General features: G+C 40.4%; 20 protein-coding genes. 11 read left to right on the top strand and 9 right to left on the bottom strand.

Annotation, left to right across the window (positions count from 1 at the left end; translation table 11 throughout):
* Window positions 1-702: 702 nt before the first annotated feature.
* The 3 genes from CLI64_RS31460 (at window position 703) to gshB (ending at window position 3556) form a co-directional block, all read left to right on the top strand.
* Window positions 703-1860, top strand: a complete 1158-nt coding sequence (locus CLI64_RS31460; protein WP_225977508.1) for a hypothetical protein — start codon at window positions 703-705, stop codon at window positions 1858-1860.
* A 349-nt stretch (window positions 1861-2209) separates the two neighbouring features.
* Window positions 2210-2470, top strand: coding sequence for a glutaredoxin 3 (gene grxC / locus CLI64_RS04430; RefSeq protein WP_103136087.1), 261 nt, complete (start codon window positions 2210-2212; stop codon window positions 2468-2470).
* 117 nt (window positions 2471-2587) lie between these two features.
* On the top strand, window positions 2588-3556 hold the full coding sequence (gene gshB, locus CLI64_RS04425; protein WP_103136086.1) for a glutathione synthase: 969 nt from the start codon (window positions 2588-2590) through the stop codon (window positions 3554-3556).
* A 368-nt stretch (window positions 3557-3924) separates the two neighbouring features.
* On the opposite strand, the gene ftsZ is transcribed toward gshB, so the two are convergent.
* From ftsZ to CLI64_RS30630, 4 genes are all read right to left on the bottom strand, one after another.
* Complete coding sequence (gene ftsZ / locus CLI64_RS04420; RefSeq protein ID WP_103136085.1) at window positions 3925-5208, bottom strand: cell division protein FtsZ; 1284 nt, start codon at window positions 5206-5208, stop codon at window positions 3925-3927.
* A gap of 188 nt (window positions 5209-5396) precedes the next feature.
* Window positions 5397-5702 (bottom strand): hypothetical protein, encoded by a 306-nt coding sequence (locus tag CLI64_RS04415; protein ID WP_103136084.1) that lies wholly within the window; start codon window positions 5700-5702, stop codon window positions 5397-5399.
* A 235-nt stretch (window positions 5703-5937) separates the two neighbouring features.
* Window positions 5938-6780: a cell division protein FtsQ/DivIB gene (locus CLI64_RS04410; RefSeq protein ID WP_103136083.1), complete on the bottom strand. Its 843-nt coding sequence runs from the start codon at window positions 6778-6780 to the stop codon at window positions 5938-5940.
* A 60-nt stretch (window positions 6781-6840) separates the two neighbouring features.
* Complete coding sequence (locus tag CLI64_RS30630; RefSeq protein WP_157943188.1) at window positions 6841-7002, bottom strand: hypothetical protein; 162 nt, start codon at window positions 7000-7002, stop codon at window positions 6841-6843.
* A gap of 230 nt (window positions 7003-7232) precedes the next feature.
* On the opposite strand from CLI64_RS30630, the gene CLI64_RS04405 reads away from it, so the two are divergent.
* Window positions 7233-8564, top strand: a complete 1332-nt coding sequence (locus CLI64_RS04405) for an ATP-binding protein (protein ID WP_103136082.1) — start codon at window positions 7233-7235, stop codon at window positions 8562-8564.
* A 205-nt stretch (window positions 8565-8769) separates the two neighbouring features.
* Window positions 8770-13761 (top strand): hypothetical protein, encoded by a 4992-nt coding sequence (locus CLI64_RS04400; RefSeq protein WP_103136081.1) that lies wholly within the window; start codon window positions 8770-8772, stop codon window positions 13759-13761.
* 149 nt (window positions 13762-13910) lie between these two features.
* Here CLI64_RS04400 and CLI64_RS04395 read toward each other — a convergent pair whose 3' ends face one another.
* Window positions 13911-14267: a hypothetical protein gene (locus tag CLI64_RS04395; protein WP_103136080.1), complete on the bottom strand. Its 357-nt coding sequence runs from the start codon at window positions 14265-14267 to the stop codon at window positions 13911-13913.
* A gap of 383 nt (window positions 14268-14650) precedes the next feature.
* Between CLI64_RS04395 and CLI64_RS04390 the strand changes: the two genes are divergently transcribed.
* From CLI64_RS04390 to psaI, 6 genes are all read left to right on the top strand, one after another.
* A complete protein-coding gene (locus CLI64_RS04390; RefSeq protein ID WP_103136079.1) occupies window positions 14651-15484 on the top strand; it encodes a photosystem II manganese-stabilizing polypeptide in 834 nt (277 codons plus the stop codon).
* A 1157-nt stretch (window positions 15485-16641) separates the two neighbouring features.
* Entirely contained in the window at window positions 16642-17418 is a 777-nt protein-coding gene (locus tag CLI64_RS04385) for an RNA polymerase sigma factor SigF (protein WP_103136078.1), read from the top strand.
* Between the two features lie 153 nt (window positions 17419-17571).
* Entirely contained in the window at window positions 17572-18414 is an 843-nt protein-coding gene (locus CLI64_RS04380) for a hypothetical protein (protein ID WP_103136077.1), read from the top strand.
* 3 nt (window positions 18415-18417) lie between these two features.
* Window positions 18418-18663, top strand: coding sequence for a hypothetical protein (locus CLI64_RS04375; RefSeq protein WP_103136076.1), 246 nt, complete (start codon window positions 18418-18420; stop codon window positions 18661-18663).
* A gap of 296 nt (window positions 18664-18959) precedes the next feature.
* Complete coding sequence (locus CLI64_RS04370) at window positions 18960-21485, top strand: hypothetical protein (RefSeq protein ID WP_103136075.1); 2526 nt, start codon at window positions 18960-18962, stop codon at window positions 21483-21485.
* Window positions 21486-21595: 110 nt separating this feature from the next.
* A complete protein-coding gene (psaI, locus tag CLI64_RS04365; RefSeq protein WP_103136074.1) occupies window positions 21596-21706 on the top strand; it encodes a photosystem I reaction center subunit VIII in 111 nt (36 codons plus the stop codon).
* Window positions 21707-21986: 280 nt separating this feature from the next.
* On the opposite strand, the gene CLI64_RS04360 is transcribed toward psaI, so the two are convergent.
* From CLI64_RS04360 to psbE, 4 genes are read right to left on the bottom strand one after another with little or no spacing between them, the layout of a single operon-like run.
* Window positions 21987-22109 (bottom strand): photosystem II reaction center protein J, encoded by a 123-nt coding sequence (locus tag CLI64_RS04360; RefSeq protein WP_103136073.1) that lies wholly within the window; start codon window positions 22107-22109, stop codon window positions 21987-21989.
* Window positions 22110-22167: 58 nt separating this feature from the next.
* Window positions 22168-22287 (bottom strand): photosystem II reaction center protein L, encoded by a 120-nt coding sequence (locus CLI64_RS04355; protein ID WP_071989460.1) that lies wholly within the window; start codon window positions 22285-22287, stop codon window positions 22168-22170.
* Window positions 22288-22307: 20 nt separating this feature from the next.
* The gene (psbF, locus tag CLI64_RS04350; RefSeq protein ID WP_103136072.1) at window positions 22308-22445 is read right to left on the bottom strand and encodes a cytochrome b559 subunit beta; all 138 of its coding nucleotides are present in this window, start codon (window positions 22443-22445) and stop codon (window positions 22308-22310) included.
* Window positions 22446-22454: 9 nt separating this feature from the next.
* Window positions 22455-22700, bottom strand: a complete 246-nt coding sequence (psbE, locus tag CLI64_RS04345) for a cytochrome b559 subunit alpha (RefSeq protein WP_103136071.1) — start codon at window positions 22698-22700, stop codon at window positions 22455-22457.

Raw genomic sequence — 22700 nt, 5'->3', positions numbered from 1 at the left:
AATATCGAAAACCCAACACTTATATCCATGTTGGGTTTCCTTCCGTCAACCCAAACTAGAATTTTTTGCAACATTTTAGTTTAGACACGCCACTATAGCAGTCCTAAATCATTCATCAAACACCAGAACTCCGACTTCTTTGAGAAGTCGGGGTTCTGGACACCGCGAGTTCTCACAAATCAGATAGGACTGCTATAGTGTCTTTCTTTGCGTGGCGTTTTTACCTTGCAGTTGCTTCTAATGCAAGCGGTTCTGATGTGTGAAGCAAAAAAATATTTATGCAAGAGGAATCAAAAATTATGTTTTATTTAGTAAGTTGCTAGATTTACATAAATATTTCTTGTAAGCGATATTTAAAATCTACGTATTTTTTCTATATTTAATTCAAATTAATATTTAAACTGCTTTAAATAAATAAATCAAAATCCTGTGATGTAGAACCAACGGATAAAAAATTATTAAATGGATTCACACAACGCCAAATAATCCGTATATCTTCTTGGTTTAATAGAGAAAATAAAACATTGGATAGCTGTATTTAACACCATATTATTTGCTTTTTTACTAGCCGTTAAATCTTTGATAAAGCGGTGTATAAAAACTTCCAAAAATATTTTGTTTGTGCCAAATTGTATTGAGAATTTCCCAAAAAACTGCAAGTGTCTTGTTAATTTCAGTCTCTTACTAAAAGAAGCAGAGAAGATGTCAAAGTATTTAAACTCAAAATTAAGCTACATAGCAGTCGGTATCATCACTTTCGCTGTAATAGGTTCAGCAAAAGTTACCCCTGCATATGCTGGCACCCTTAGCGGAAGTTCTTCAAGCACTTCAACAACTACTTCAGCGACTACCGTACGTTTTGGATTTGATAACATCACTAACAATAGTGCTGTTAATGCTGCGGCTGGTGAAAGTCAACTATTTTTAGATGTGACTAAGAATGGTTCAGACCAGGTTTTATTTAAGTTAAGTAATCTTGGTACAGCAGCCTCTTCCATCACCCAAATTTATTTTGACCAAACCAAAAGCCTGTTAAGCAGTATCAAATCAATTACCGATAGCGATACTAATGGCAGTAATAACGTAAGCTTTAGTAAAGTAAGCGGTAGTGCTAATCTGCCAGGCGGTAATTCTCTCGCCCAAAAATTTACCACTGACTTTTCCGTTAAGGCGAATACACCAGTTTCTCAAATGGGTGTGAATCCTGGAGAATGGGTGAGTGTGCTGTTTGATTTGGACTGTGGCGTACTTTTTGACGACATCATTAAAAGTCTAAAAGATGGTAGTTTGCGCGTTGGTATCCACGTTCAAGCCTTCAGTAATGGTGGTAGTGAAGCTTTCGTAAGTCTCCCAACCCCAACCCCGACACCAACCCCAACTCCAACTCCAACCCCAACCCCGACTCCAACACCAACTCCAACTCCAACTCCAACTCCAACTCCAACTCCAACCCCAACACCAACTCCAACACCAACACCAACTCCAACACCAACACCAACTCCAACACCAACACCAACTCCAACACCAACTCCAACCCCGACTCCAACTCCAACCCCAACCCCGACTCCAACTCCAACCCCAACTCCAACTCCAACCCCAACTCCAACCCCGACTCCAACTCCAACCCCAACTCCAACCCCAACTCCAACCCCAACCCCGACTCCAACCCCGACTCCAACTCCAACTCCAACCCCAACCCCAACTACTTCACTTACACCTCCTTCAACGACTTACTATCAACCACCTGCTCCTCCACCAAAGACAGTACCTGAACCTGGTACGATCGCAGCTTTAAGTCTATTTGGTTTAGGTGCTTTCAGACTGACAAAGAAAAAGCAGGACGATGACTCGCAAGAGTAAATAACATTGTTAAATTCTCAAACTATTTGAGATATGGGTTCAGAAGTAAACAAACGCTTCTGAACCCACTTTTTGTGAGTACAAGAACTAATATCAATTCGCAATCATGCTCCCGCCCCGCTACGTTGGCGCAGCCTCTCGTAGAGAAGATCGCAATTGAGAAATTCTGACTTGACAAGGGTTCTCGGACTTGAATCTATAACCGATGATATTAATAACAGCCTCAATTCCCAGATTTATGTAAATATACGCCTTGATTACCCAAAAAGGCTACAGTCACTAGAACAGATAAAAAAGTTCTAGAATTAAGTTCTAGAATTAAAAAGTATGAAATAAAATTGAGGATTTTATGGCTGCTAAGGTAGAAATTTACACTTGGGCAAGTTGTCCATTTTGCATTCGTGCCAAAAGTTTGCTGAAGCGTAAGGGTGTTGACTTTATCGAATACAGTATTGATGGCGACGAAGATGCAAGAGATCAGATGTCTGACAGAGCCAATGGTAGACGTTCTGTACCACAAATTTTTATCAACGATCGCCATGTAGGTGGTTGTGATGATATCCACGCTTTAGAAGCTAAAGGTAAGCTAGATGAGCTACTAGCAGGATAATCAGATTTTACTGGAGATGGGACTTTTCCACTACCCAAAATCGTCAATCAATCAGATCATCAAAAGATAATGTAAATTAAATATCCTGGGAATGTTCTGGCAATTGAGGCAAAAAGTGTGAAACTGGCTTTTATTATTGACCCCATCCATCAGCTTGACCCTTGTCATGATACCAGTGTTGCATTGATGGAAGCAGCACAAATTTTAGGTCATGAAGTCTGGGTAACTCAAGCCAATTGGCTGAGTGTAGTAGAAAGCAAAGCTTGGGCGATTTTGCAGCAGGTGGAATTAGTTCCCATCCAGTTGGTAGAAGGACGCTGGATAGCAGCAAATCCTTGGTATAAGTTAGGCCAGCGTTCTTTTATCTCTCTAGAAACGATGGATGCTGTATTTATGCGGACAGATCCACCGGTAAATGATGCTTACCTTTACGCTACCTACGTTTTGGATTACATTAACCAAACTAAAACTTTGGTAATCAATAATCCTAGTGGTATCCGCAGTGCCAACGAAAAAATGTATGCTCTCCAGTTTACCAATGCTATTCCCGAAACTATTGTGAGTGCTGATAAGCAGTTCATTCGGCAATTTGTGGAAGCCAAGGGCGCAGCAATTATCAAACCATTGGGTAACAAAGCTGGGGAAGGAATTTTATTTTTACAATCAGGCGATCGCAATTTTAACTCTATTGTCGAACTCAGCACCCAACAGGGGCGATTACCTGTAATGGTACAAACCTATCTTCCAGAAGCTAAAGACGGCGATAAGCGGATTATTCTGCTCAATGGAGAACCTATTGGCGCACTCAATCGATTATCGAGTGGCAACGATTTTCGCAACAATATGGCAACTGGTGGTACAGTCGCATCAACAGCAATTACCCCCAGGGAGTATGACATTTGTCAGCAAGTGGCTAATAAGTTACGCCAAGATGGCTTAATTTTTGTCGGTATTGATGTGATTGGTGGTTACTTAACAGAAGTCAATGTCACTAGTCCTACTGGTGTACGCGAAATCGACAGACTTGATGGTACTCGACTAGGACAGCAAGTCATTCAATGGATTGCAGAAACTTTGCAAAAATAAAAAACTAAAATAATTGACATTTACGCTTATGCTTTTGACTTGATCTACCTTTGGTGTTGCAAAAGCTGCACTTCACCTTGATCAATCAAGATTCAACATCAATCTAACTTTTTTGATTGATGTTGAATTTTGCATTAATTTTCTACTGTGAGTTATACACATCAAAAAGGTAGATACACAACTGCGCCTGTCTTGTAGATTGTAACTGTGCGGATGATTCTGTTTGCTGCTAGCAAATTCTCAGAATCAATGCTTTTCATTCCCAATTGGTGCAGAGTGCTAATCAAAATATATTGTGGCAGAGTAGTCAATAGCACTCAGCCTGACCTAAGACTATAAATTTTAATAATCTCAAATCTAAGAACCCCCTAGTTTTTTGTCGGTCGTCGTCTTTGGAGAAATTCAGGAATATCCAAACCAGTTTTTTCTTTAGGTTCTGGAGTGGTGGCGGGAGGGGTAGTAGGCGGTGGCTGGGGAGAAGTGCGTTTTGTCATTGGTGTGACGCGTGTATTAGCAGTAGTTTGTTGAGGTGCTGCTTGTACTTCCCCAGTAAATCCGGTGGCGATGACGGTAATTCTCACCTCACCTTGTAACCTGTCATCAATCACTGCACCAAAAATAATATTAGCGTTGGGGTCAACTACTTCATAGATAGTTTCGGCGGCGGCGTTAACTTCATGGAGAGTTAAATCACTACCTCCAGTGATGTTAAATACAACACCTCTTGCACCTTCAATAGAGCATTCTAACAGTGGTGAAGAAATAGCTGCGATCGCGGCTTCTCTCGCCCTCGATTTTCCAGAACTCACACCAATTCCCATCAACGCCGAGCCAGCATCAGCCATCACAGCTCGCACATCAGCAAAGTCTACGTTAACTAACCCAGGAATAGTAATGATATCGGAAATTCCCTGCACACCTTGACGCAATACATCGTCTGCATAACGGAAAGCTTCTTGTACTGGCGTTTGTTCTGGAATCACTTCCAAAAGTTTATTGTTAGGGATAATAATCAGCGTGTCTACCCGACTTTTAAGTCCTTCAATCCCTTGTTCTGCTTGAGTAGTGCGGCGACGACCTTCAAACACGAAAGGACGTGTCACCACACCAACAGTCAAAGCACCCATTTCCTTGGCTATTTCTGCAACAATGGGAGCCGCACCTGTACCTGTACCGCCTCCCATTCCCGCAGTAATAAATACTAAATCAGCTCCTTCTAAGGCGGTAGCAATTTCATCTCTAGATTCCTCCGCCGCCTTTTGGCCAATAGCAGGATTACCACCTGCACCTAATCCTCGTGTGAGTTTTTGTCCAATTTGTAAGCGACTAGGCGCGCCTGCTAGAGTTAAAGCTTGAGCATCGGTGTTAATTGACCAAAACTCCACCCCAGAAACATCAGATTCAATCATGCGGTTAACCGCATTACCACCACCACCACCTACGCCTATGACTTTAATATTGGCGACTCTTCCTGGAACAATCTCTCCGATTCTGCTAGCTTCTGTGATAATCTTCTTGCTGTCGTGATTTTGTCCAAAATTCAGCCCAGAGTGATTAAAGGGGTTAGAGGAGTTAACAGCTAGAGATAAACCTGGTTGCCCTAACGATTGGGAGTTTTTATAGGTAAGCTCTTGGTTATTATCAAGTGTCATTGGATTCAGAAAGGTAGATAAACGACTTTATGCAGATGTTATTTGTCTAGAAATCAACTATAGTGACACACTGCCTAAATTTACGGCAATGCTATTAGATTGTTGTCTCTACTCGTCACCTTAACAGGATTGTCAGTGCTGCATTTTGCTATGGGATAAGCAATGAAGGCAGCTGCTCACACAGCTAATTATTCTAGAGAAGTATACCTATATTTACCTAAAATTGATCTGTATAACTTCCGCAAGACATCAAGATTTTTGCCACATTGCTGATTTTGCATAGTATATCCTTGGCATAGACGATACACTTCCTTTGTTAAGGATTGATCATCAATATTACTATTCACTTTATTGGTTTTAATCTGAATTGCCGTATTATCTACGGTTTCTGGGCTGTGCTTTTTTTTATGATTGACTAAAATTAAACACTGAGAATAAATGGCTGTCATCCCCTGATGATTAGTTTTAGGGGTTAAATCTAGGCAATTCAACATACACTTAATAAAAATACAAATAATACATCCGTCAAGTTTTTAGATGATCACATAGCTGCCAAAAAGCAGGTACAGAACTTTTGATCTGACTTAATAATATAGTTGATAGGTTTCGCAATTGGGTATATTTCCCGATTTCGTCAATAATTTAGTTCTATAACTGTTGTTGATCACGAAATTTCGCTATCAGGGATCATATCTAGAGCAGCTATAGAACAGTTAATGACTGACTGCATCAAGGATTAGTAGAATTCGCAGATTCATCCGCCTTTTTTTGGATCATATGTACTAAGGGAGATTCAGGATTTGTCAAGTCAATATATTCTATGTCACTCGGATTAACTTTTTTAGGTAAGTTTCTAATTCTATTTAGTAAACTAATTTGCTCAGGTAACTGGGGACTAAAAGCACCTAGATAAACATTGCCTATTTCTGTTTTCAACTTGATGTTTGTGGGATCTTGGCAATCAATTTCCGTAATTTTCACGGAGCTTTGACGAACGTAAGTATATAGCTGGCTCCAGTATTGGGCGTATTGTTCCGGTAATCCAATCACTTTGAGACTAGGTAAAGTCTCATTCGGATTCATCAGAGTATATTTTTCTAAAGGTATCCACATACCTTTAGTGTCGATTAAACCCGTATTTTCCTTTTGATTGTTTGCTTGATTTCTAGTCTTTTGTGCTAAAGCTACGGGAACTCTCTCTTCTATCTCAATAATTAATCCTGGAGGGAAAAGACGACGACTAACAGTTGCTTGTGCAATAGTTGGTTGTTTCTTCAAAGATTCAGCAATCACTGAAGGCTGAATTCGCCACAAAGATTGGGGATAAGACAAGGGTAGGAGTGTTTGAACTGCTTCTGGTGACAGTGATTGATCACCAGAGCGCATCAATACTTGTTTCGGTGTTTTAAGTACCCATGTGGGTTGAACAGCCACCCACAGCAAACCGCCAGCTAATCCACTGATAGCAATAGTCCGCCAAATTGTTTGCAAAATTTGGACTCGGCGTTGTCGGCGTAATTTTTGACGGCGTTGAGCTAAATCTTTCTGAGAAACCGATACGATGTCAGGCATTAATACCTCATTGTTGATTGCAGTCTAGATGGATTGTCAGACGGGGATGATTGATGTACTTCAGTATAAATACTGCCATGAAATAGTTGCTCCTTGGAAAACTAGTGTGATTGCTAGTAACACTTTACAGTAACCCTTATAAAATGCAGGTACTGCGCGGTTGATTGATGCGATCGCTCTAGTCAGTGGAGACTTCAAATGTTGATTAATTTGTTTTGACATCAAACATCTGCTAAGTAGCTTCTAGTTAGACAAAACAATCATTTATTGTCAACGTTGTTGTGATAAAAATCTTGTTAACCGCCAGCTACTTCCGAGTCAGAACAAAACTTGTAGCTATAACTTTTATGACAAATAAACAATAAAATACGCATAAATACATAGGAATAGACTCTGATATTTAGCGATAATAAGAATCCAGGAAGTCGGAAAACAGCATCTACATTTTCAAAATGGGAAATAAACTAAATTTGTCACGCTTCTATAAAGCCTGTAATCCTAGCTACACCTTAAACATGGGTGTGACGTTAGATCGGCAATACTATATAGACTTTTCTGATGTGCGTGGATGCAAGATTGTCGAAGAACTACAACGTACCATCAGCCGGATTTCTCCTGATGAGCCTACTTGTCAATTATTTACAGGTCATATAGGTTGTGGCAAATCAACAGAATTACAACGCCTCAAAGCAGAGCTAGAATTAGCAGGATTTCACGTAGTTTATTTTGAGTCTAGCCAAGACTTAGATATGGCAGATATTGACATCAGTGACATCTTACTAAGTGTCGCTCGTCAAGTTAGTGTCAGCTTAGAAGCAATCGGAGTCAAGCCGAAAGCCGGTTACTTCACCAATTTATTCAAAGAAATAGGGGATTTTTTACAAACACCCATAGAACTATCTGGAGAAGCCGAATTTTCCTTGGGTATTGCTAAAATTACCGCCAAAACCAAAGACAGCACTCAACTACGTAATCAACTCCGACAATATCTCGAACCTCGTACTAACAGCATTTTGCAAGCAATTAACGAAGAGATATTAGAAAAAGCTACTGAACAGCTGAAGTTACGGGGGCAAAAAGGACTAGTAGTAATTGTAGACAACTTAGATCGAGTCGATATGCGTCCTATGGCCTCTGGACGCACACAACCAGAATATCTCTTCATCGATAGAGGCGAACAATTAAGAAGGCTAAAATGTCACGTAGTTTACACGATTCCACTAGCGTTAATTTTCTCCAATGAATACGAAGCATTGAAAAATCGTCTAGGTGGAGGTATCGCACCCAAAGTTTTACCGATGGTATTAGTGCGACAAAGAGATGGTAGTGATTATGACCCAGGAATGTCCTTGCTACGTCAATTAGTTCTAGCTAGAGCCTTCCCAGAATTCCCCTCTGAACAAAGAGAAAAATTCATTACAGAGTTATTTGATACTTCCGAAACTTTAGATCGTTTATGTCGCGTCAGTGGTGGACACATACGTAATTTACTGGGTTTACTTTACAGTTGCTTGCAAAGACAAGATCCGCCCTTTTCTAGAGACTGCTTAGAAGCTGTGATTAAAGACTATCGTGATGATTTGCTCCTAGCTATTGATGAATGTCAATGGGAATTATTATTTGAAGTCGTACAACAGCAGAGCGTTAAAGGTGAATCAGACTACCAAAGCTTACTTAGAAGTATGTACTTATTTGAATATCGCGACCCTAGAGGCCGTTGGTTTGGTATTAGTCCAGCCTTAGCAGAAACAGAAAAAGTCGTCGCTTGGCAACAACTTAAGTAAGCCAACAATAGCTTCAGTAATTCAACAATAAAAATTCAAACTTATAAGTTTAAACTTTATTAATGTTTGAATTATCATGTTTTTGAAATAGTTAGAAATATTCCGCAAAATAATTTATTTTTTGATAGACATATTTTATGTGTTTATATCATTTAGTAAATATATTTTGTGTTTTTTTTGATTATCTATAATTCTTTAAAAAAATATGCTTTCTACATCATATCAATTGACAACAGAAATTACACCTAATAATTTGAACTCACTACAGAGATTAATTAGGGCTATTAATCTCTCTCAAGGCCACTTCGCCTTAATTTTAGTCCGTTGTAATTATAGTCATCTCCGAGAGCAAATGCTTACCGAATTACGCTCTCACACTCAAGACATTAATCTCAGGGAAATCTATCTCTCATCTTCTACTAACTCTCTACATACGACCATATCATCAGAATTATTTTTAGATCATCCTGCTGTGGGTACAGATTCCTTACCATCAGCCGTGATGGTTTTTGGTTTAGAATCAGTTGTCGCCCTAGATGATTTAATTATTGGGATTAATCAAGCACGAGATATCTATGCGGCCAGTTTTTCTTTTCCTCTAATTTTGTGGTTACAGGATGAAGTTGCCTCAGTGCTTTCCAAATTAGCACCTGACTTTAAAAGTTGGGCAGCAACTACAATTAAGTTTGAAATGGCTAAAGAAGATTTAGTTGCCTTGATCCGACAAGAAACAGAATCTTTATTTGCCAAAATTTTAGAAACTGGGGCTGAGAAATTTATCTCCAATACCGCTTTAAATTTAGACCCTAAATCTCAGCATCGCCACGAAATTGAATCTGCCCGGAATGATTTATTGCGGTTGTACAGTGTAAAACTAGAACCTGGACTAGAAGCTAGTCTAGAATTCTTCCTCGGCAGAGATAAATATGCTAATGATCAAATCAATAGTAGTTTATCTCACTATCAAAAAAGTCTAGCTTTATGGCAACAAGAATTAAGAAAAATCAAAGATTTAAATACTCTTAAGTGTAATCATATCCATGAATTATGGCAGGCGACTATATCATTTCATTTAGGTCTTTGCTATCGCCGTATGGCAGATTTACACAGAGGGAATAAAACTAGTTATTGGCAAAGAGCTTTATCGTGGTTTCAACAGTGTTTGGAGATATTGACAGAAGTACAAAGGGAAGATTTAACTGCCAAATTTATTATTGCTGCTTGTGAAATCCTGCAAAATTTACAAGCTTGGCAAGAACTAAAAGAACTAGCACAAAAAGCCTTAAAATTACATAAAAAATATGGTAGTGCCGCCCAAATTGCCCAAGATTATAGTTTTTTAGCTACAGTGGCGATTACAGAATCGAATTGGGTATTAGCTCATGAATTAGCTAATACATCCCTAGCGATCGCAGAAAAAGCTACAGATATTTCTCAGCCTCAAGAAAGTAGATATCTATTAATCTTAGCCAAGACACAATGGCACTTAGGTAATTGGGAAGAAGCCATTAGCAATCTAGAATGGGCGAAGGTAGTTTGTGAATTACAGTATGAGCCTGCATTATATTTAGAAATTTTAGAAGAATTGCGATCGCTTTATTGCATCGAACGTCATGATTATCTAGAAGCCTTTAAACTCAAGCAAGAAAAAATTCAAATAGAACACCAATATGGATTTCGCGCTTTCATCGGTGCTAGTCAGTTACAACCGCAACGCTACAGAATCAATCAAGCACTAGCCGCACAAAAAATCGAATCCATTCCTGAAGAAATTGCCCAGGAAATATCTGTATCTGGTAGACAGCAAGATATTAATAGATTAATTGAAAGACTGACACGGGCTGATTATAAACTGACAATTATTCATGGCCCGTCAGGAGTGGGTAAAAGTTCCCTTCTGAAAGCGGGTTTACTGCCTTTTTTAAGAGGGAAAGTGATTGGTGAACGGATTCCTTTACCAGTTTTTATATCTGGGTACACAGATTGGGTAACAACTTTAGGTCACTTGATTAATCAAGCTATTGCCCAAATAGATATTCCCATCGCTATGGAATTTACGCCCAGTATTCTGATAGAAAAAATCCGACTGGCTGTTGAGCGCAATTGTACAATCATTCTCATATTTGATCAGTTTGAAGAATTCTTCTTTATGAATAGTGCTGATCAAAGAATTAATTTTTATTGCTTTTTTAGTGAATGCTTAAATATCCCTTATGTTAAAACTATTATTTCTTTAAGAGAAGATTATATACATTGTTTATTGGAATTTGAGCGATTTAGCAAAAATAATGAGGAAAAATTATATGACTTGGGTGTCATCAATAAAAATATCCTCGACAAAGATATTCGTTATTATTTAGGAAATTTTTCTATTGAAGATGCTTTGGGCATTATTTGCAGCTTCAGACAAAACTCTCATTATGAAATGAGTGCTGAATTAATCAACAAATTAGTCCAAGATTTAGCAGGAGAGACAGGAGAAGTACATCCCATTGAACTGCAAATAGTGGGCGCGCAATTACAGACAGAAAATATTACCACCCTACAACAATACAACCTGTGTGGCGGTTCAAAAAAATTAGTGGGGCGGTGGTTAGAGGAAGTTATTAAAGATTGCGGTGCTGAGAATGAAAATTTAAGTTGGCAATTATTATTTGAATTAACAGATGAAAAAGGGACACGTCCACTCAAAACTGACATAGATTTGGCAAAAGTCCTGAGAAATAATAGTGAGCCAACAACAGAAACTTATTCCTCTGGGGAATTAATCTTAGAAATTTTAGTGGGTTCTGGATTGGTATTACGTTGGCGAGACGAAACAGGCGATCGCTACCAATTAGTACATGATTATCTGGTAGAACCTATTCGCCAAAAAAATAATCACGGCATAGTAGCGGAACTAGAAAAAGTCAAATCTGAAAAAAAGCAAGCTGAAGTCGCTCAACAGGTATCTCAAGAACAGCTAAATTTGGTTCTACGAAGGCGGTTAAGGGAAGCACGGATTGCGGGGGTGTTGTTAGCTGTCATGGGTAGTACAATAGCTGCTCTGTGGTGGCAAGCGGATATCCAAAGAAGAACCGCAGAACTGCAAACAATCCGCGCTGAACGTAGTGAAACCAACTTGCAAATTAGTGCGATCGCCTCATCTAGTGAAGCCCTTTACACTTCCAATCAGCAATTTGATGCTTTGCTAGAAAGTATGCGGGCTTGGCGAAAACTGAAACATTCACAAGGTATTCTTCCAGAAACTCAAATGCGCGTTGTCGCAGCCTTGCAACAGGCAGTCTATGGAGTCACAGAGTTAAATCGCCTGGAAGGACACTCTGATATTGTCTGGGGCGTGACATTTAGCCCTGATGGCAAATTATTAGCATCGGGTAGCACCGACCAAACAGTCAAATTATGGCAACCAGATGGAACTTTACGCCAAACTCTTGTCGGTCATAGCAGTCCGGTAACTAGTGTGAGCTTTAGCCCAGATGGTCAAAGTCTAGCTTCTTCTAGCCTGGATAAAACTGTTCTCATCTGGCGCAAAGACCCAATTACAGAGCAATTTGACCCCACACCTGCCCTTACCTTATCCAATGTGGGAGATTGGGTGTATAACGTCACCTTCAGCCCTGATGGGGAGTTAATCGCTACCGCTAGTAAAGACAAAACTGTCAAACTCTGGCGACGAGATGGTAGCTTAGTCACAACCCTCAAGGGACACAACAAAAAAGTTAATTGGGTGAGTTTTAGCCCTGATAGTCAATTCATGGCCTCAGCCAGTGAGGATAAAACAGTGAAAATCTGGCGCAGAGATGGTAGTCTGGTGAAAACTTTACCAGCCCATGAATCGGGCGTAACAGTGGTAGTTTTTAGCCCTAATGGTGAACTATTAGCTTCAGCTAGTCGAGACGAAACCATCAAACTTTGGCAAATTGAGCGCGCCAATCAAGAGATTAAAGATATTCAGCCATATAAAACTTTAACCCAACATAGCAGCACAGTCTGGAGTCTAAGTTTTAGCAGTGACAGTACAAAGCTAGCCTCCGCTAGCGATGACAATACCATCAACCTTTGGAGTCAGGCAGGAACTCTCATCAAAACCTTGAAAGGTCACAGTGATGCGGTTGTTAGTGTCGCTTTTAGCCCGGATAACAGAACCCTAGCATCTAGTAGCTATGACAAAAGCGTCAGACTATGGAGTCTGGAATCACCAACCTTACCAGTTCTTCGAGGTCACGAAGGGCGAGTTTTGAGCGTTGCTTGGAGTCCTGACGGTCAAATGTTGGCTTCTGGTAGCCGCGATCGCACTGTCAAACTCTGGCGGCGAGAAGTAGTGAATGGTCAAACTGAAACAAATATTTACAAAACTTTGGTAGGTCACACCGACATAGTCAATAGCGTCAGCATTGACCCCAAAGGGGAAATGATCGCTTCTGGTAGTTATGACAACACAGTCAAGCTGTGGCGGCGTGATGGAACCTTATGGAAAACCCTGCTAGGACACAGTGACGGCATACTCAGTGTGAATTTTAGTCCCGATGGTGAGTTGTTAGTTTCAGCTAGTAGAGACAAAACCATCAAACTTTGGACTCGTGACGGTATTTTACTCAAAACCCTAGAAGGACATCAGGCCAGAATCAACAGCGTCAGTTTTAGTCCCGATGGTCAGGTGATAGCTTCTGCTAGCGATGACAAAACCGTCAAACTCTGGCAGCGCAACGGCACCTTCATCAAAACTTTCGCCCCCCATGACAGTTGGGTTTTAGGCGTGAATTTTAGCCCAAATAACCAATTACTAGCTTCTGCTGGTTGGGACAACACAATCCGCCTCTGGCGACGGGATGGGACGCTATTACAGACCTTATTGAAGGGATATGGTGATAGCGTCAACGCCGTTACTTTTAGCCCCAATGGAGAAATTCTGGCTTCTGCTAATTGGGATAGTACAGTCAAGCTGTGGAGCCGTGAGGGTAAATTAATTAAGACCCTCAACGGACATCAATCCCCTGTCTTAAGCGTTAGTTTTAGCCCCGATGGTCAAACATTAGCATCGGCTAGTGACGACAATACGATCATTCTCTGGAATTTGCATATGGATGATCTACTATCTCGTAGTTGTCATTGGCTCAATGATTATCTCAAACACAACAACAACGTCGCACCTAGCGATCGCTCCCTTTGTGATGGCGTTCCCGAAAATTACTAGATGCTAATCATTTTCGGGGCTTATAAGCTAATCGTCATTTAAATTACATCATTTTCATGTTGGCAAAAGATGTAAACCCTCTCCCTTGCACCCAGCACAGACCTGCCCCTCTGCGGCCTCAATGTGTAAATTAAATGCTTAACAGCTTATCAGGGGCGATCGCTATCTAAGACTTCATCAAAGGGTTCTAATTCACTCGTGTGATCATTCTCCTCCGGTAACAAATTTTGTAAAAAGGCTTGCAGCCTCATCCGTTCGATATAAGGCCAACCACCTTCTGACTCAATATCCTTGAGCAGTGCATAGAGTTGCTGACGGTTGTTCGGTAAACTCTCCTGAAAAGAACTATCTCTAATTTCTCTATGCAACTGTTCCAGTTGGCGTAACAACTTCAACAAAGCTGTCACATTTCCTTGACAACTTTGCGCCACATCATGTACCACAATTGCAATTTTTTGTAGTTGTGCGGATAATTCTTCTGAGTCAGAACTACTGTTTTTGCTCATCCCACCCTCTTCATTACAAATAAATCTACTTCAATTTACCGAAGATTATTGGCTTTCATTCCGTGAGCAGTAACGTTTTACAAGGACTTTATCGTACCTAGATGCGATCCAAGCGAATTATTTGAGATCAGAGTGCTTTGATTTTGAGTTAAAAAAAATCGTATGATCTGGCTGATTTACTTATAAAGCAATGGGCTGTATGTAATAGTAATACATACATATTACAGAACGACTTGGGCGATATGGCAAATGTCCACAGCATTTGCCTCGCGCGAAGCTAAAGCCAATCTTCGTGCCATTGAAGCACTATGCCCCGATCTGAAGGTGTATTCACCCATGCACCCAAACCCTTTAGATACTAATTTTTGACATTGAGGTTGACCATGAGGTATCGAGCTTTAATTGCTGCATTCTTAGCTGTATGCTTGGGGCTACTCACCGCTTGTAGTGACGCGCCTGCTGCTAGCAGTAGGGATATACTGACTTACGAACAAATTCGAGGCACTGGCTTGGCTAACAAATGCCCTCAACTTGCAGAAACCAGCCGTGGTTCAATTCCCTTGGATTCTAGCCAGTCCTACTCCATCAAAGAACTCTGCTTAGAACCTACCAATTTCTTTGTCAAAGAAGAGCCTGCTAACAAACGTCAATCAGCAGAATTTGTAGCTGGCAAATTGTTGACTAGATACACTTCCACCATTGATCAAGTTTCCGGTGCGCTTAAAATCAACACTGATAACAGCTTGACCTTCGTGGAACAAGATGGTCTTGACTTCCAAGCCATTACCGTACAATTACCTGGTGGTGAGCGAGTTCCCTTCCTATTCACTATTAAAAACCTAGTTGCTCAAACTCAACCTGGTTTAACTAGTGTCAATACTTCCACAGACTTTGAAGGAACTTTTAAAGTGCCTTCCTATCGTGGTGCTGCTTTCCTTGACCCCAAAGGTCGTGGTATCGTCACCGGCTATGACAATGCCGTTGCCTTACCAGCACAAGCTGATGATGAAGAATTAACCCGCGCCAACGTCAAGCGTGCAGAAATTCTCAAAGGTAAAATTTCCTTACAAGTAGCTAAAGTGGATAGCTCTAGTGGTGAAATCGCTGGTACTTTCGAGAGTGAACAGCCATCTGATACCGACTTAGGCTCTGCTGAACCCAAGGAAGTCAAAATTCGCGGTCTGTTTTACGCCAGAGTTGAACCCAATCGTAGCTAAATGCTTTTGATTGCTCAAATCTTGTCAAAACTGAAGACTAAATTTTGTCTAGCTTCCCTCCCATAGAGGTTTAACTAATGCCCCTAACTTATTAGGGGTTCATTAGTTAAGTGATTTCAGACCAAATGAGCATAAAATTCATATTTCCTTTAAAGGGCGAATAGCCCTTTTTTGTTGGTCTTCACATCGTTAACTTAGGAATTTTCAGAAAATAAACTTAGGACTTACGCAAATAGCATATTTTTTATGTAGGGTGTGTGACGCTGTGAAAGAATTTGAATATAGTTATGAGACTGATAGCGTCACGCACCAAGCGTCAATTGTGATACGTCCGTCAGTCTTGGAACTCTTCCTCTGTGATACCGAACTGGAATAGGCCATGAATCCAGCCTTGTAATCCAAAATCCAAAATTGGTATGAGTAGTTGTTACGCAACTCTATTGGGGCTATCTGAACCGTTGAAGATCAACAACTATCTTAACTAAAGAGACAGAAAAGTAAAGTTTTCTTAATCTGATTGAAGACCACGGCTCCTTTATAAGTACCCAATAATACCCTTTAAATGTTGCTCTTCAGCTTGATAACTATGTTGATTTACGAGCCAGGAAATTTTTAAGTTTAAAGTTCAGATAAATAACTCTGCAATACTTTCGTAAGCTTACTGAGAATTAAACTTCAGTAACTACCCAAGTCTCTGCAAGAGCCACAATTATTGTTAAGTAGCTAAATTAAGTACAATTTCGGTTTTAAATGTAACCGAAAATTATATATTTTGTCTGTATGTAGATGCAACAAACTACATCGAAAACGCCAAATCAATATACAAAACAAAAAAACTCAGAATTCAAAATACCTCGTTCAGAACTCATCATGCTTGTAGCTATAGAAGTCATGGGAGAAAAAGTTTCTAGGCGATGAATCTATTACTCACAAGTATTGTCAGTTCTGAGTTTTGAGTTCTCAAAACAAAAGAATTTTCACTCCTTTTAATTTTGCTGGATTGTTAATTTCATTGCATTCAAAAAATAATATCCGTCAACAATTATTTACTTGTCCTCTCATCAATAGCAGGGCATTTGCTTTGATATCACACAATCACAAACAAATTTAAAAGTGAGTTCTGGTTGTCTCTTGATTAAATTAATCACTGCGGTGTTATGCCTACCTCAACTACCAATGAACTGAAGTGCGAAATTTGGCAGTTGTTGCGAGAATATCAGCTATCTCGCTCCGAAACTGTTCGCAATCAACTGGTGCAGCTAAATTTTGGGCTAGTGAGAAAAGAAGCTCACTATTGGATGAACCAATGTCGTGAAAATTACGATGATTTGGTTCAGGTTGGTTGTTTGGGTTTAATTCGGGCGATTGAAAGATTTGAAATCAGCAAAGGTCACGCTTTTAGTTCCTTTGCCATTCCCTATATTCGTGGTGAAATTCAACACTATCTCAGAGATAAAGGCGTTACAGTTAGAATCCCTCGACGGTACCTGGCATTACAACAACGCGCCATAGGCATCTCCCGTTCTTTACGAGTAAAGTACAATCGCCAACCAACTGACGCGGAATTGGCGGACGCATTGGAAATTTCCATAGAAGAATGGCAAGATATTAAACTTGCTTGGGTTAATCGTGCGCCATTGAGTTTAGATGTTCCTGTACAAGATGGTGAAGAAGGATCTACTAGTTTGGGGGAATTAGTCCCTGATCATCACTACCGTAGTTTTCAACTAGCACAAGAAGATCAAATTCGTCTTCAACAAGCTTTGTTTCAATTAGAACAGCGCACCCGTGAAGTTTTAGAGTGTGTATTTCTCCATGATTTGACACAAAAACAAGTAGCAGAACATCTAGGCATTAGCGTAGTTACTGTTTCTCGCAGAGTCAAGAAAGGACTGGATTTGTTAAAGCATCTGATGTGTACAGCTGATGATTAATCTATGTGGGATTAAACAGTATTTCCACTGAGAAAATAATGTAAAAAAAATCCTGAAAATCCAAAAGTTAGGTTATAAAGATAACGATACTTTGTCTGAAATATCAGCAGAGTTAGTGTTTATCAATTTTCCTATAGCGTTTGAGAACAGCTAATGGACATAAAATCAAAAATTGTAGTTGCAGCTATGATGACTGTAGCGATCGCAGGATGCGCTTCAGAAGAAACACCACAAGCTGTTAATCCAACTCCGAGTGCAGCACCAGCTCCTGTTGCTAAATCTCCACCAGCAGCTGAATCTTTTAATAATCCTGTAGTTCCCGGTCAGCCACAAACAAAGCCAGCTGCTGGGAATTCTAATCTTATTCAACCCACGAATGCCACAGAAAGAATAGTTGTATTTTCTAAAGGGCGAATTGACCCATTTGCTCAAATTGTTGGGCAAGCAACTCCTGTTGAAAGTTCCCAAACCACAACTCCCAAAGCAGTACCTTCTCTACCCCCTTTACCTAATGCTGTCAAGCCACAAAAGGGTAGCAGCAGTGCGACTAACAAAAATCAGCCCAATAATCAAAACAAATTAGCACGGGCTGTTAAACCACCTAGCTTAACTCCTGTGTTACCGAAAGTTCTGCCACAGGTAGTTCCCAATTCCACTTTAGTTTCTGTTCTACCACCAAAAGCCCAACCTGAATTAGCTAGGGCGGTGATGGTGACTGGAGTTGTGATTGTTGGTAAAGTACCCCAAGCCATCATCAAAATCCCCAATGAAATAGCAAGTCGTTATGTGGAAGCGGGACAAAGACTGGCGAATGGGGTTTTGGTAAAACGAATTGAAATGAATGAAGGTTCCAATCCGATTGTAATTCTGGAACAATACGGTATTGAGGTAGCTAAAACAGTAGGTGAAGCACCAACAGGTACAGTATCATCAACTACAAATCCTGTTTCTTTCACCACACCTACTTCAAATACAGTCAGTGTGGGAGCTTCGTAGAGGATGGAGACTCAAGAAAAAGTAGAGTTTGCTGGTTTACCATTAGCCGTATATCGAGAGATAGCGGCTCATATTCGTCAAGTTACGGGAGTAGAAGTGAGTTTAATTCCTCAGTCTGCTGATCAATTTGACTACCAGCAAAGTCAAATTGCAGGCTTGTGCATTTCGTGGTCAGCAAACTCTCATCAGGAAAGTCGGCAACGTGTACAGCAAATATTAGCCTACTACCAAAAACGCTACGCTATTTGATGCTGTGAGTTAAAGCTGTCTTTTGGGAAAAATCGGGATTGGCTAAATCTGAGCAATCCTGATCATTTTTATTTGGCTCATGTATCTGAGCCTAATTTTATACATATTAATTTACTATTGTCTTTTGATGACTGAGTATATTTGAATTAATTTTTAGTATTCAAACTCAATACTATTACTATCTACAGCAAAAAATTACATTATGAGTGATGCAATTAAAAGTTGCTGAGGTAAACTGGCTAGCAATATAATGCAAAAAATTTCTCAGCTGCTCTTTGGTCTGGGCATCACTCACAATGGAAAACTGGCAATTTCTGATTCAGAAACAGGGCGATCGCTCATGGCAAGCTCTAGAATCGCCAAGCACGGATATTTTGGAAGGTAGGTATAGAGTTTTGGCTCTATCACAACTGCCAAATACGGATGTGGAAGTGCGCGTCACTTTCTTTTCTCGTCAGGAAAAACCTCCTAAACGACGGGTACAGAAGCGACTACGACGCACTAACGCCGATGGCTTAATGGCGGTGATTCCTTTTACTTACCTCAAACCAGGAATTTGGGAATTGCGCTGTTTCGGTGATTTGATGTCAGATATGTTGGGGCAATCCTGGGAATGTGGTGTTTATTTACAGGTATTGTCTGAGGAAGTCCACGCCGCAAACGTTACGTCAGTACCAGATTCACCTCATGCTCTGCAATCTTTACCAAATATCAATTTAGAAACGAATGGGTTGACAGAAATCACTGTTACCAACCCCAGCACCCTTTTAGCGACGAATGTAGAACAAGAAGTGCTAATTGATGAACCTGTTAGCCCTGTTTGGGTAAAGGGTGAGACAGCAGAGCAGATTTTACAAAATTTGATTGATTTAGCATTACCAACTTCTGATCCGTTAGCAGAAGAGGTAAAAAGTGATGATTTACTTCTAGAAAAGCCGAAATGTCCTTTGGCTCTGACTTTAGATCGAGAAACCTATGTGACTCGTTGGGGACACGTCCTCACAATTCATGGGCGTGTGGAAGTAGCAGAAAATTACCAAACAAATCAAAACGCTTTTCCAGATCGTCTTTATGGTTTGGAGTTGAGGACAGAATTGCGATCGCCCCAAAGTTTAGAAATCTTGACCCAAATCCGGCAATCTTTGGCTGATCAATTGCTACCTTTGACTTTACGTTCTGCGATTGATATCCCGGCTAAGTGCGAATCACAACTGATACTAGCTGATATTAGTTTGTATGGCTCTCTCACAGATGGTGGGCAGGTAATTCTCCTAGCTAGCCAATCTTTCACGATTACGGCGGATGTAACTCAATTGCTGACTGTTACCATTCCTTCACCCAGCGTTGAGGCTAGCACACCACCCACGCCTACACCTGAACCCTCAATTAGCCTGGATTTGGAACTGTTCAATTTGGTGAAATCGTCACCCACAGAACCATCTCTAGTAACTTCTCCACTACCAAATACACCCATACCACAGTCAGTTGCATCCACATCTACCAAAAAAACCGCTGATGTTCGGGGATTACAGTTACCCAAATTGCCTGAGCCAGCAAATAATGCGATCGCAGTAGATCAAACGCAGCCTGTTACGGAGACAGTAATAGTATCTGTTCCTGAAACCCCTGAGTTAACTGAGGATGCAATTACAGTCTCCGCGATTCCTGCTCCCATTAACTTGGAACAACTGGTGATCAAAAGTCGGCGATCGCGGTTGATGGGCAGTAGTTTTCCCTACCTTAAACCCCTGCAATCTTCTCCTATTCCCAACATCACCGAAAATCACGAAATTGCTGATATACCTGAACATCAAATAGTTCATAATCTACTACCAGCAGAGTTAAATATACTAGAAAATACTCAAGAAGATATTAATGAAAATACTAAATATACAGAGGAAAACTTATCAACAGAGGAAGTAGTCTCTGATCCTCATTCTGAGCCAGAACCAGTATTGACATCAGAAACCAGCGATGATTTTAGAGATCATGCACCAGAAGTCACAATTGCTCATTCATCACCTCTAATTAGAAAGTGGATGCAAAGCCAGGGTTACTCCCTACCCGAACCTGTGAATTTACCATATTCCCATCAAGATGTACTGGATGAGGAAGGCGTACATGATGAGCCGCCTGTCAACATTTTGGAAGACACCACTGAGATTTCGCTCATGAGTGGGGATACTGTAAGTGAAGTGACTTTGATAGATACTTTAGCTGTACCAGAGATAGAGCATCCAGCAGATGAACCAGAATCTACAGATTTAGTGCCTGTGACACAGTTGGAGCCGACAGTAGATATTAATACACCTGTTAGTTGGATAGACCAGGAAATTGTAGTTGATGATATTTTCAGTGAAGACGTAGTCAATTTCAGTAACGGCTCTAGTTCTATCATCGAAAATCCCACAAATGCGAGTTTATCAATTTTTACGTCTTTGAGTGATGAACCGATTAAGCCTTTACCAGTTCCAAAACTCCACGTACCGGAAGGCGAGTTGATTGCTGGTAATTCCGTGAGGGTAAGAGTGGAATTACCTAAAGTTCCGCCACAAGTTGTGGTGAAGCTATGGGTAGAAGACTGTCAAACTCGCTGGTTACTGGATGGCCCTCACTTACTGACAGATTTACTACCTAATTCCTCTGGGGGAATGGAAGTCATGATTCCCTTAAACATTCCCTTTGGCTGCTTAGAGATCCGCATAGAAGCGATCGCCCTCAATCGAGCTACTCAACAAGAAAGTCACAAAGTTACGGTATTAAGAACCGTAATTCCCCCAGATTTACGGAACATCCCACTAGACGAACTGCTCGGTTTATGATCAGTTCTGGCGGAAATCTGTGTTAAAAATCTTTAGAATTTGCAAAAATCCGGTTAGATTTGCAGTAAGCTCTTCTTGAATTGTTGTGTAATTTAACAGGACTATTTACTATGGCAGCATCATTTTTGCCTTCTATCTTTGTACCTTTGACTGGTTTAGTTTTCTCAGCTGCAACAATGGCGTTTATGTTCTTGTACATTGAACGTGATGATATTGGTTAATTGATTAATTAGGCACAAAATAGTTAATTTTGGATTGTGGATTGTTTTGCTCATCCTGTCTTGAGAGCAAGGTCAAAGCTCTTGCTATTTGGCAGTATGGCTCGAAAATTAAGGATCTAAAATCCAAAGTTGATTATTTTTTACCTGTGATTAATGAGCAATTAACTGAATTTTGCCGCTAATCAGTCAATTAAAATACCGCCTGTCTTCTTGAAGATAGGCGGCTTTTTATTGATGTTTTTTAAACAACTGCTAGATGAATTGGTTCAAGATGCTCAACTTAGATTGAAGAACCAAGTCCAGCGTAGGCTCCATAGAAGAAAATACCTACAACAGTAATTACACCTAATCCTGCGATCGTAGCGACGACCCACAGGGGAATTCTCCCAGTTCCAGCAGACACAGCTTTTGCTCCTCTCTGAATAAATTAAATCAACACAGATGTAAAACAAGAGTTCCAGTTAGTTAAAGAAGTAACTGGAAAATAGAATACCTAGAACGAAAATTAGTAGTAGTCCCAGGTAAAGAGAAGTCCGGTTTAGTTCAACCGGTTGATTATTAGGGTTGGGCGTTCTTTCCATGATTAACTCCTAGTAGTTAACTAGCGTTGAATAAACTGCATTGCGGCGATCGCGCCCAAGAAGAAGACGGTAGGCACAGCTAGTGTGTGAACTGCCAGCCATCTCACTGTAAAAATAGGATAGGTAACTGGTTGGTTAACGTTGTTGCCGCTAGTCATGATTTCAAATTACTTAATAAACTGTTCAACTTGTTTTTTCGCTTCAAAACGATTATTCACAATTGGCAGCTCTTGCCGTGTTTGTGTGTAATACTCATCAGGACGAGGAGTACCAAACACGTCATAAGCTAGACCGGTGCTGACAAACAACCAACCAGCGATGAATAATGCTGGAATGGTGATACTGTGGATTACCCAGTAACGAATACTGGTAACAATATCGGAAAACGGACGTTCTCCAGTAGTCCCTGACAT

This window comes from Nostoc sp. CENA543 (assembly GCF_002896875.1).
GTDB lineage: Bacteria > Cyanobacteriota > Cyanobacteriia > Cyanobacteriales > Nostocaceae > Trichormus.
Note: the sequence above shows the minus strand (reverse complement) of the source record. Positions and strands in the feature narration are given on the sequence as shown.

Coding starts and splice junctions, on each gene's coding strand:
- CLI64_RS31460 (WP_225977508.1), top strand. CDS start 703: ATGTCAAAGTATTTAAACTCAAAATTAAGCTACATAGCAGTCGGTATC.
- grxC (WP_103136087.1), top strand. CDS start 2,210: ATGGCTGCTAAGGTAGAAATTTACACTTGGGCAAGTTGTCCATTTTGC.
- ftsZ (WP_103136085.1), bottom strand. CDS start 5,208: ATGACACTTGATAATAACCAAGAGCTTACCTATAAAAACTCCCAATCG.
- CLI64_RS04415 (WP_103136084.1), bottom strand. CDS start 5,702: ATGTTGAATTGCCTAGATTTAACCCCTAAAACTAATCATCAGGGGATG.
- CLI64_RS04410 (WP_103136083.1), bottom strand. CDS start 6,780: ATGCCTGACATCGTATCGGTTTCTCAGAAAGATTTAGCTCAACGCCGT.
- CLI64_RS30630 (WP_157943188.1), bottom strand. CDS start 7,002: ATGTCAAAACAAATTAATCAACATTTGAAGTCTCCACTGACTAGAGCG.
- CLI64_RS04405 (WP_103136082.1), top strand. CDS start 7,233: ATGGGAAATAAACTAAATTTGTCACGCTTCTATAAAGCCTGTAATCCT.
- CLI64_RS04400 (WP_103136081.1), top strand. CDS start 8,770: ATGCTTTCTACATCATATCAATTGACAACAGAAATTACACCTAATAAT.
- CLI64_RS04395 (WP_103136080.1), bottom strand. CDS start 14,267: ATGAGCAAAAACAGTAGTTCTGACTCAGAAGAATTATCCGCACAACTA.
- CLI64_RS04390 (WP_103136079.1), top strand. CDS start 14,651: ATGAGGTATCGAGCTTTAATTGCTGCATTCTTAGCTGTATGCTTGGGG.
- CLI64_RS04385 (WP_103136078.1), top strand. CDS start 16,642: ATGCCTACCTCAACTACCAATGAACTGAAGTGCGAAATTTGGCAGTTG.
- CLI64_RS04380 (WP_103136077.1), top strand. CDS start 17,572: ATGGACATAAAATCAAAAATTGTAGTTGCAGCTATGATGACTGTAGCG.
- CLI64_RS04375 (WP_103136076.1), top strand. CDS start 18,418: ATGGAGACTCAAGAAAAAGTAGAGTTTGCTGGTTTACCATTAGCCGTA.
- CLI64_RS04370 (WP_103136075.1), top strand. CDS start 18,960: ATGGAAAACTGGCAATTTCTGATTCAGAAACAGGGCGATCGCTCATGG.
- psaI (WP_103136074.1), top strand. CDS start 21,596: ATGGCAGCATCATTTTTGCCTTCTATCTTTGTACCTTTGACTGGTTTA.
- CLI64_RS04355 (WP_071989460.1), bottom strand. CDS start 22,287: ATGGAAAGAACGCCCAACCCTAATAATCAACCGGTTGAACTAAACCGG.
- psbF (WP_103136072.1), bottom strand. CDS start 22,445: ATGACTAGCGGCAACAACGTTAACCAACCAGTTACCTATCCTATTTTT.
- psbE (WP_103136071.1), bottom strand. CDS start 22,700: ATGTCAGGGACTACTGGAGAACGTCCGTTTTCCGATATTGTTACCAGT.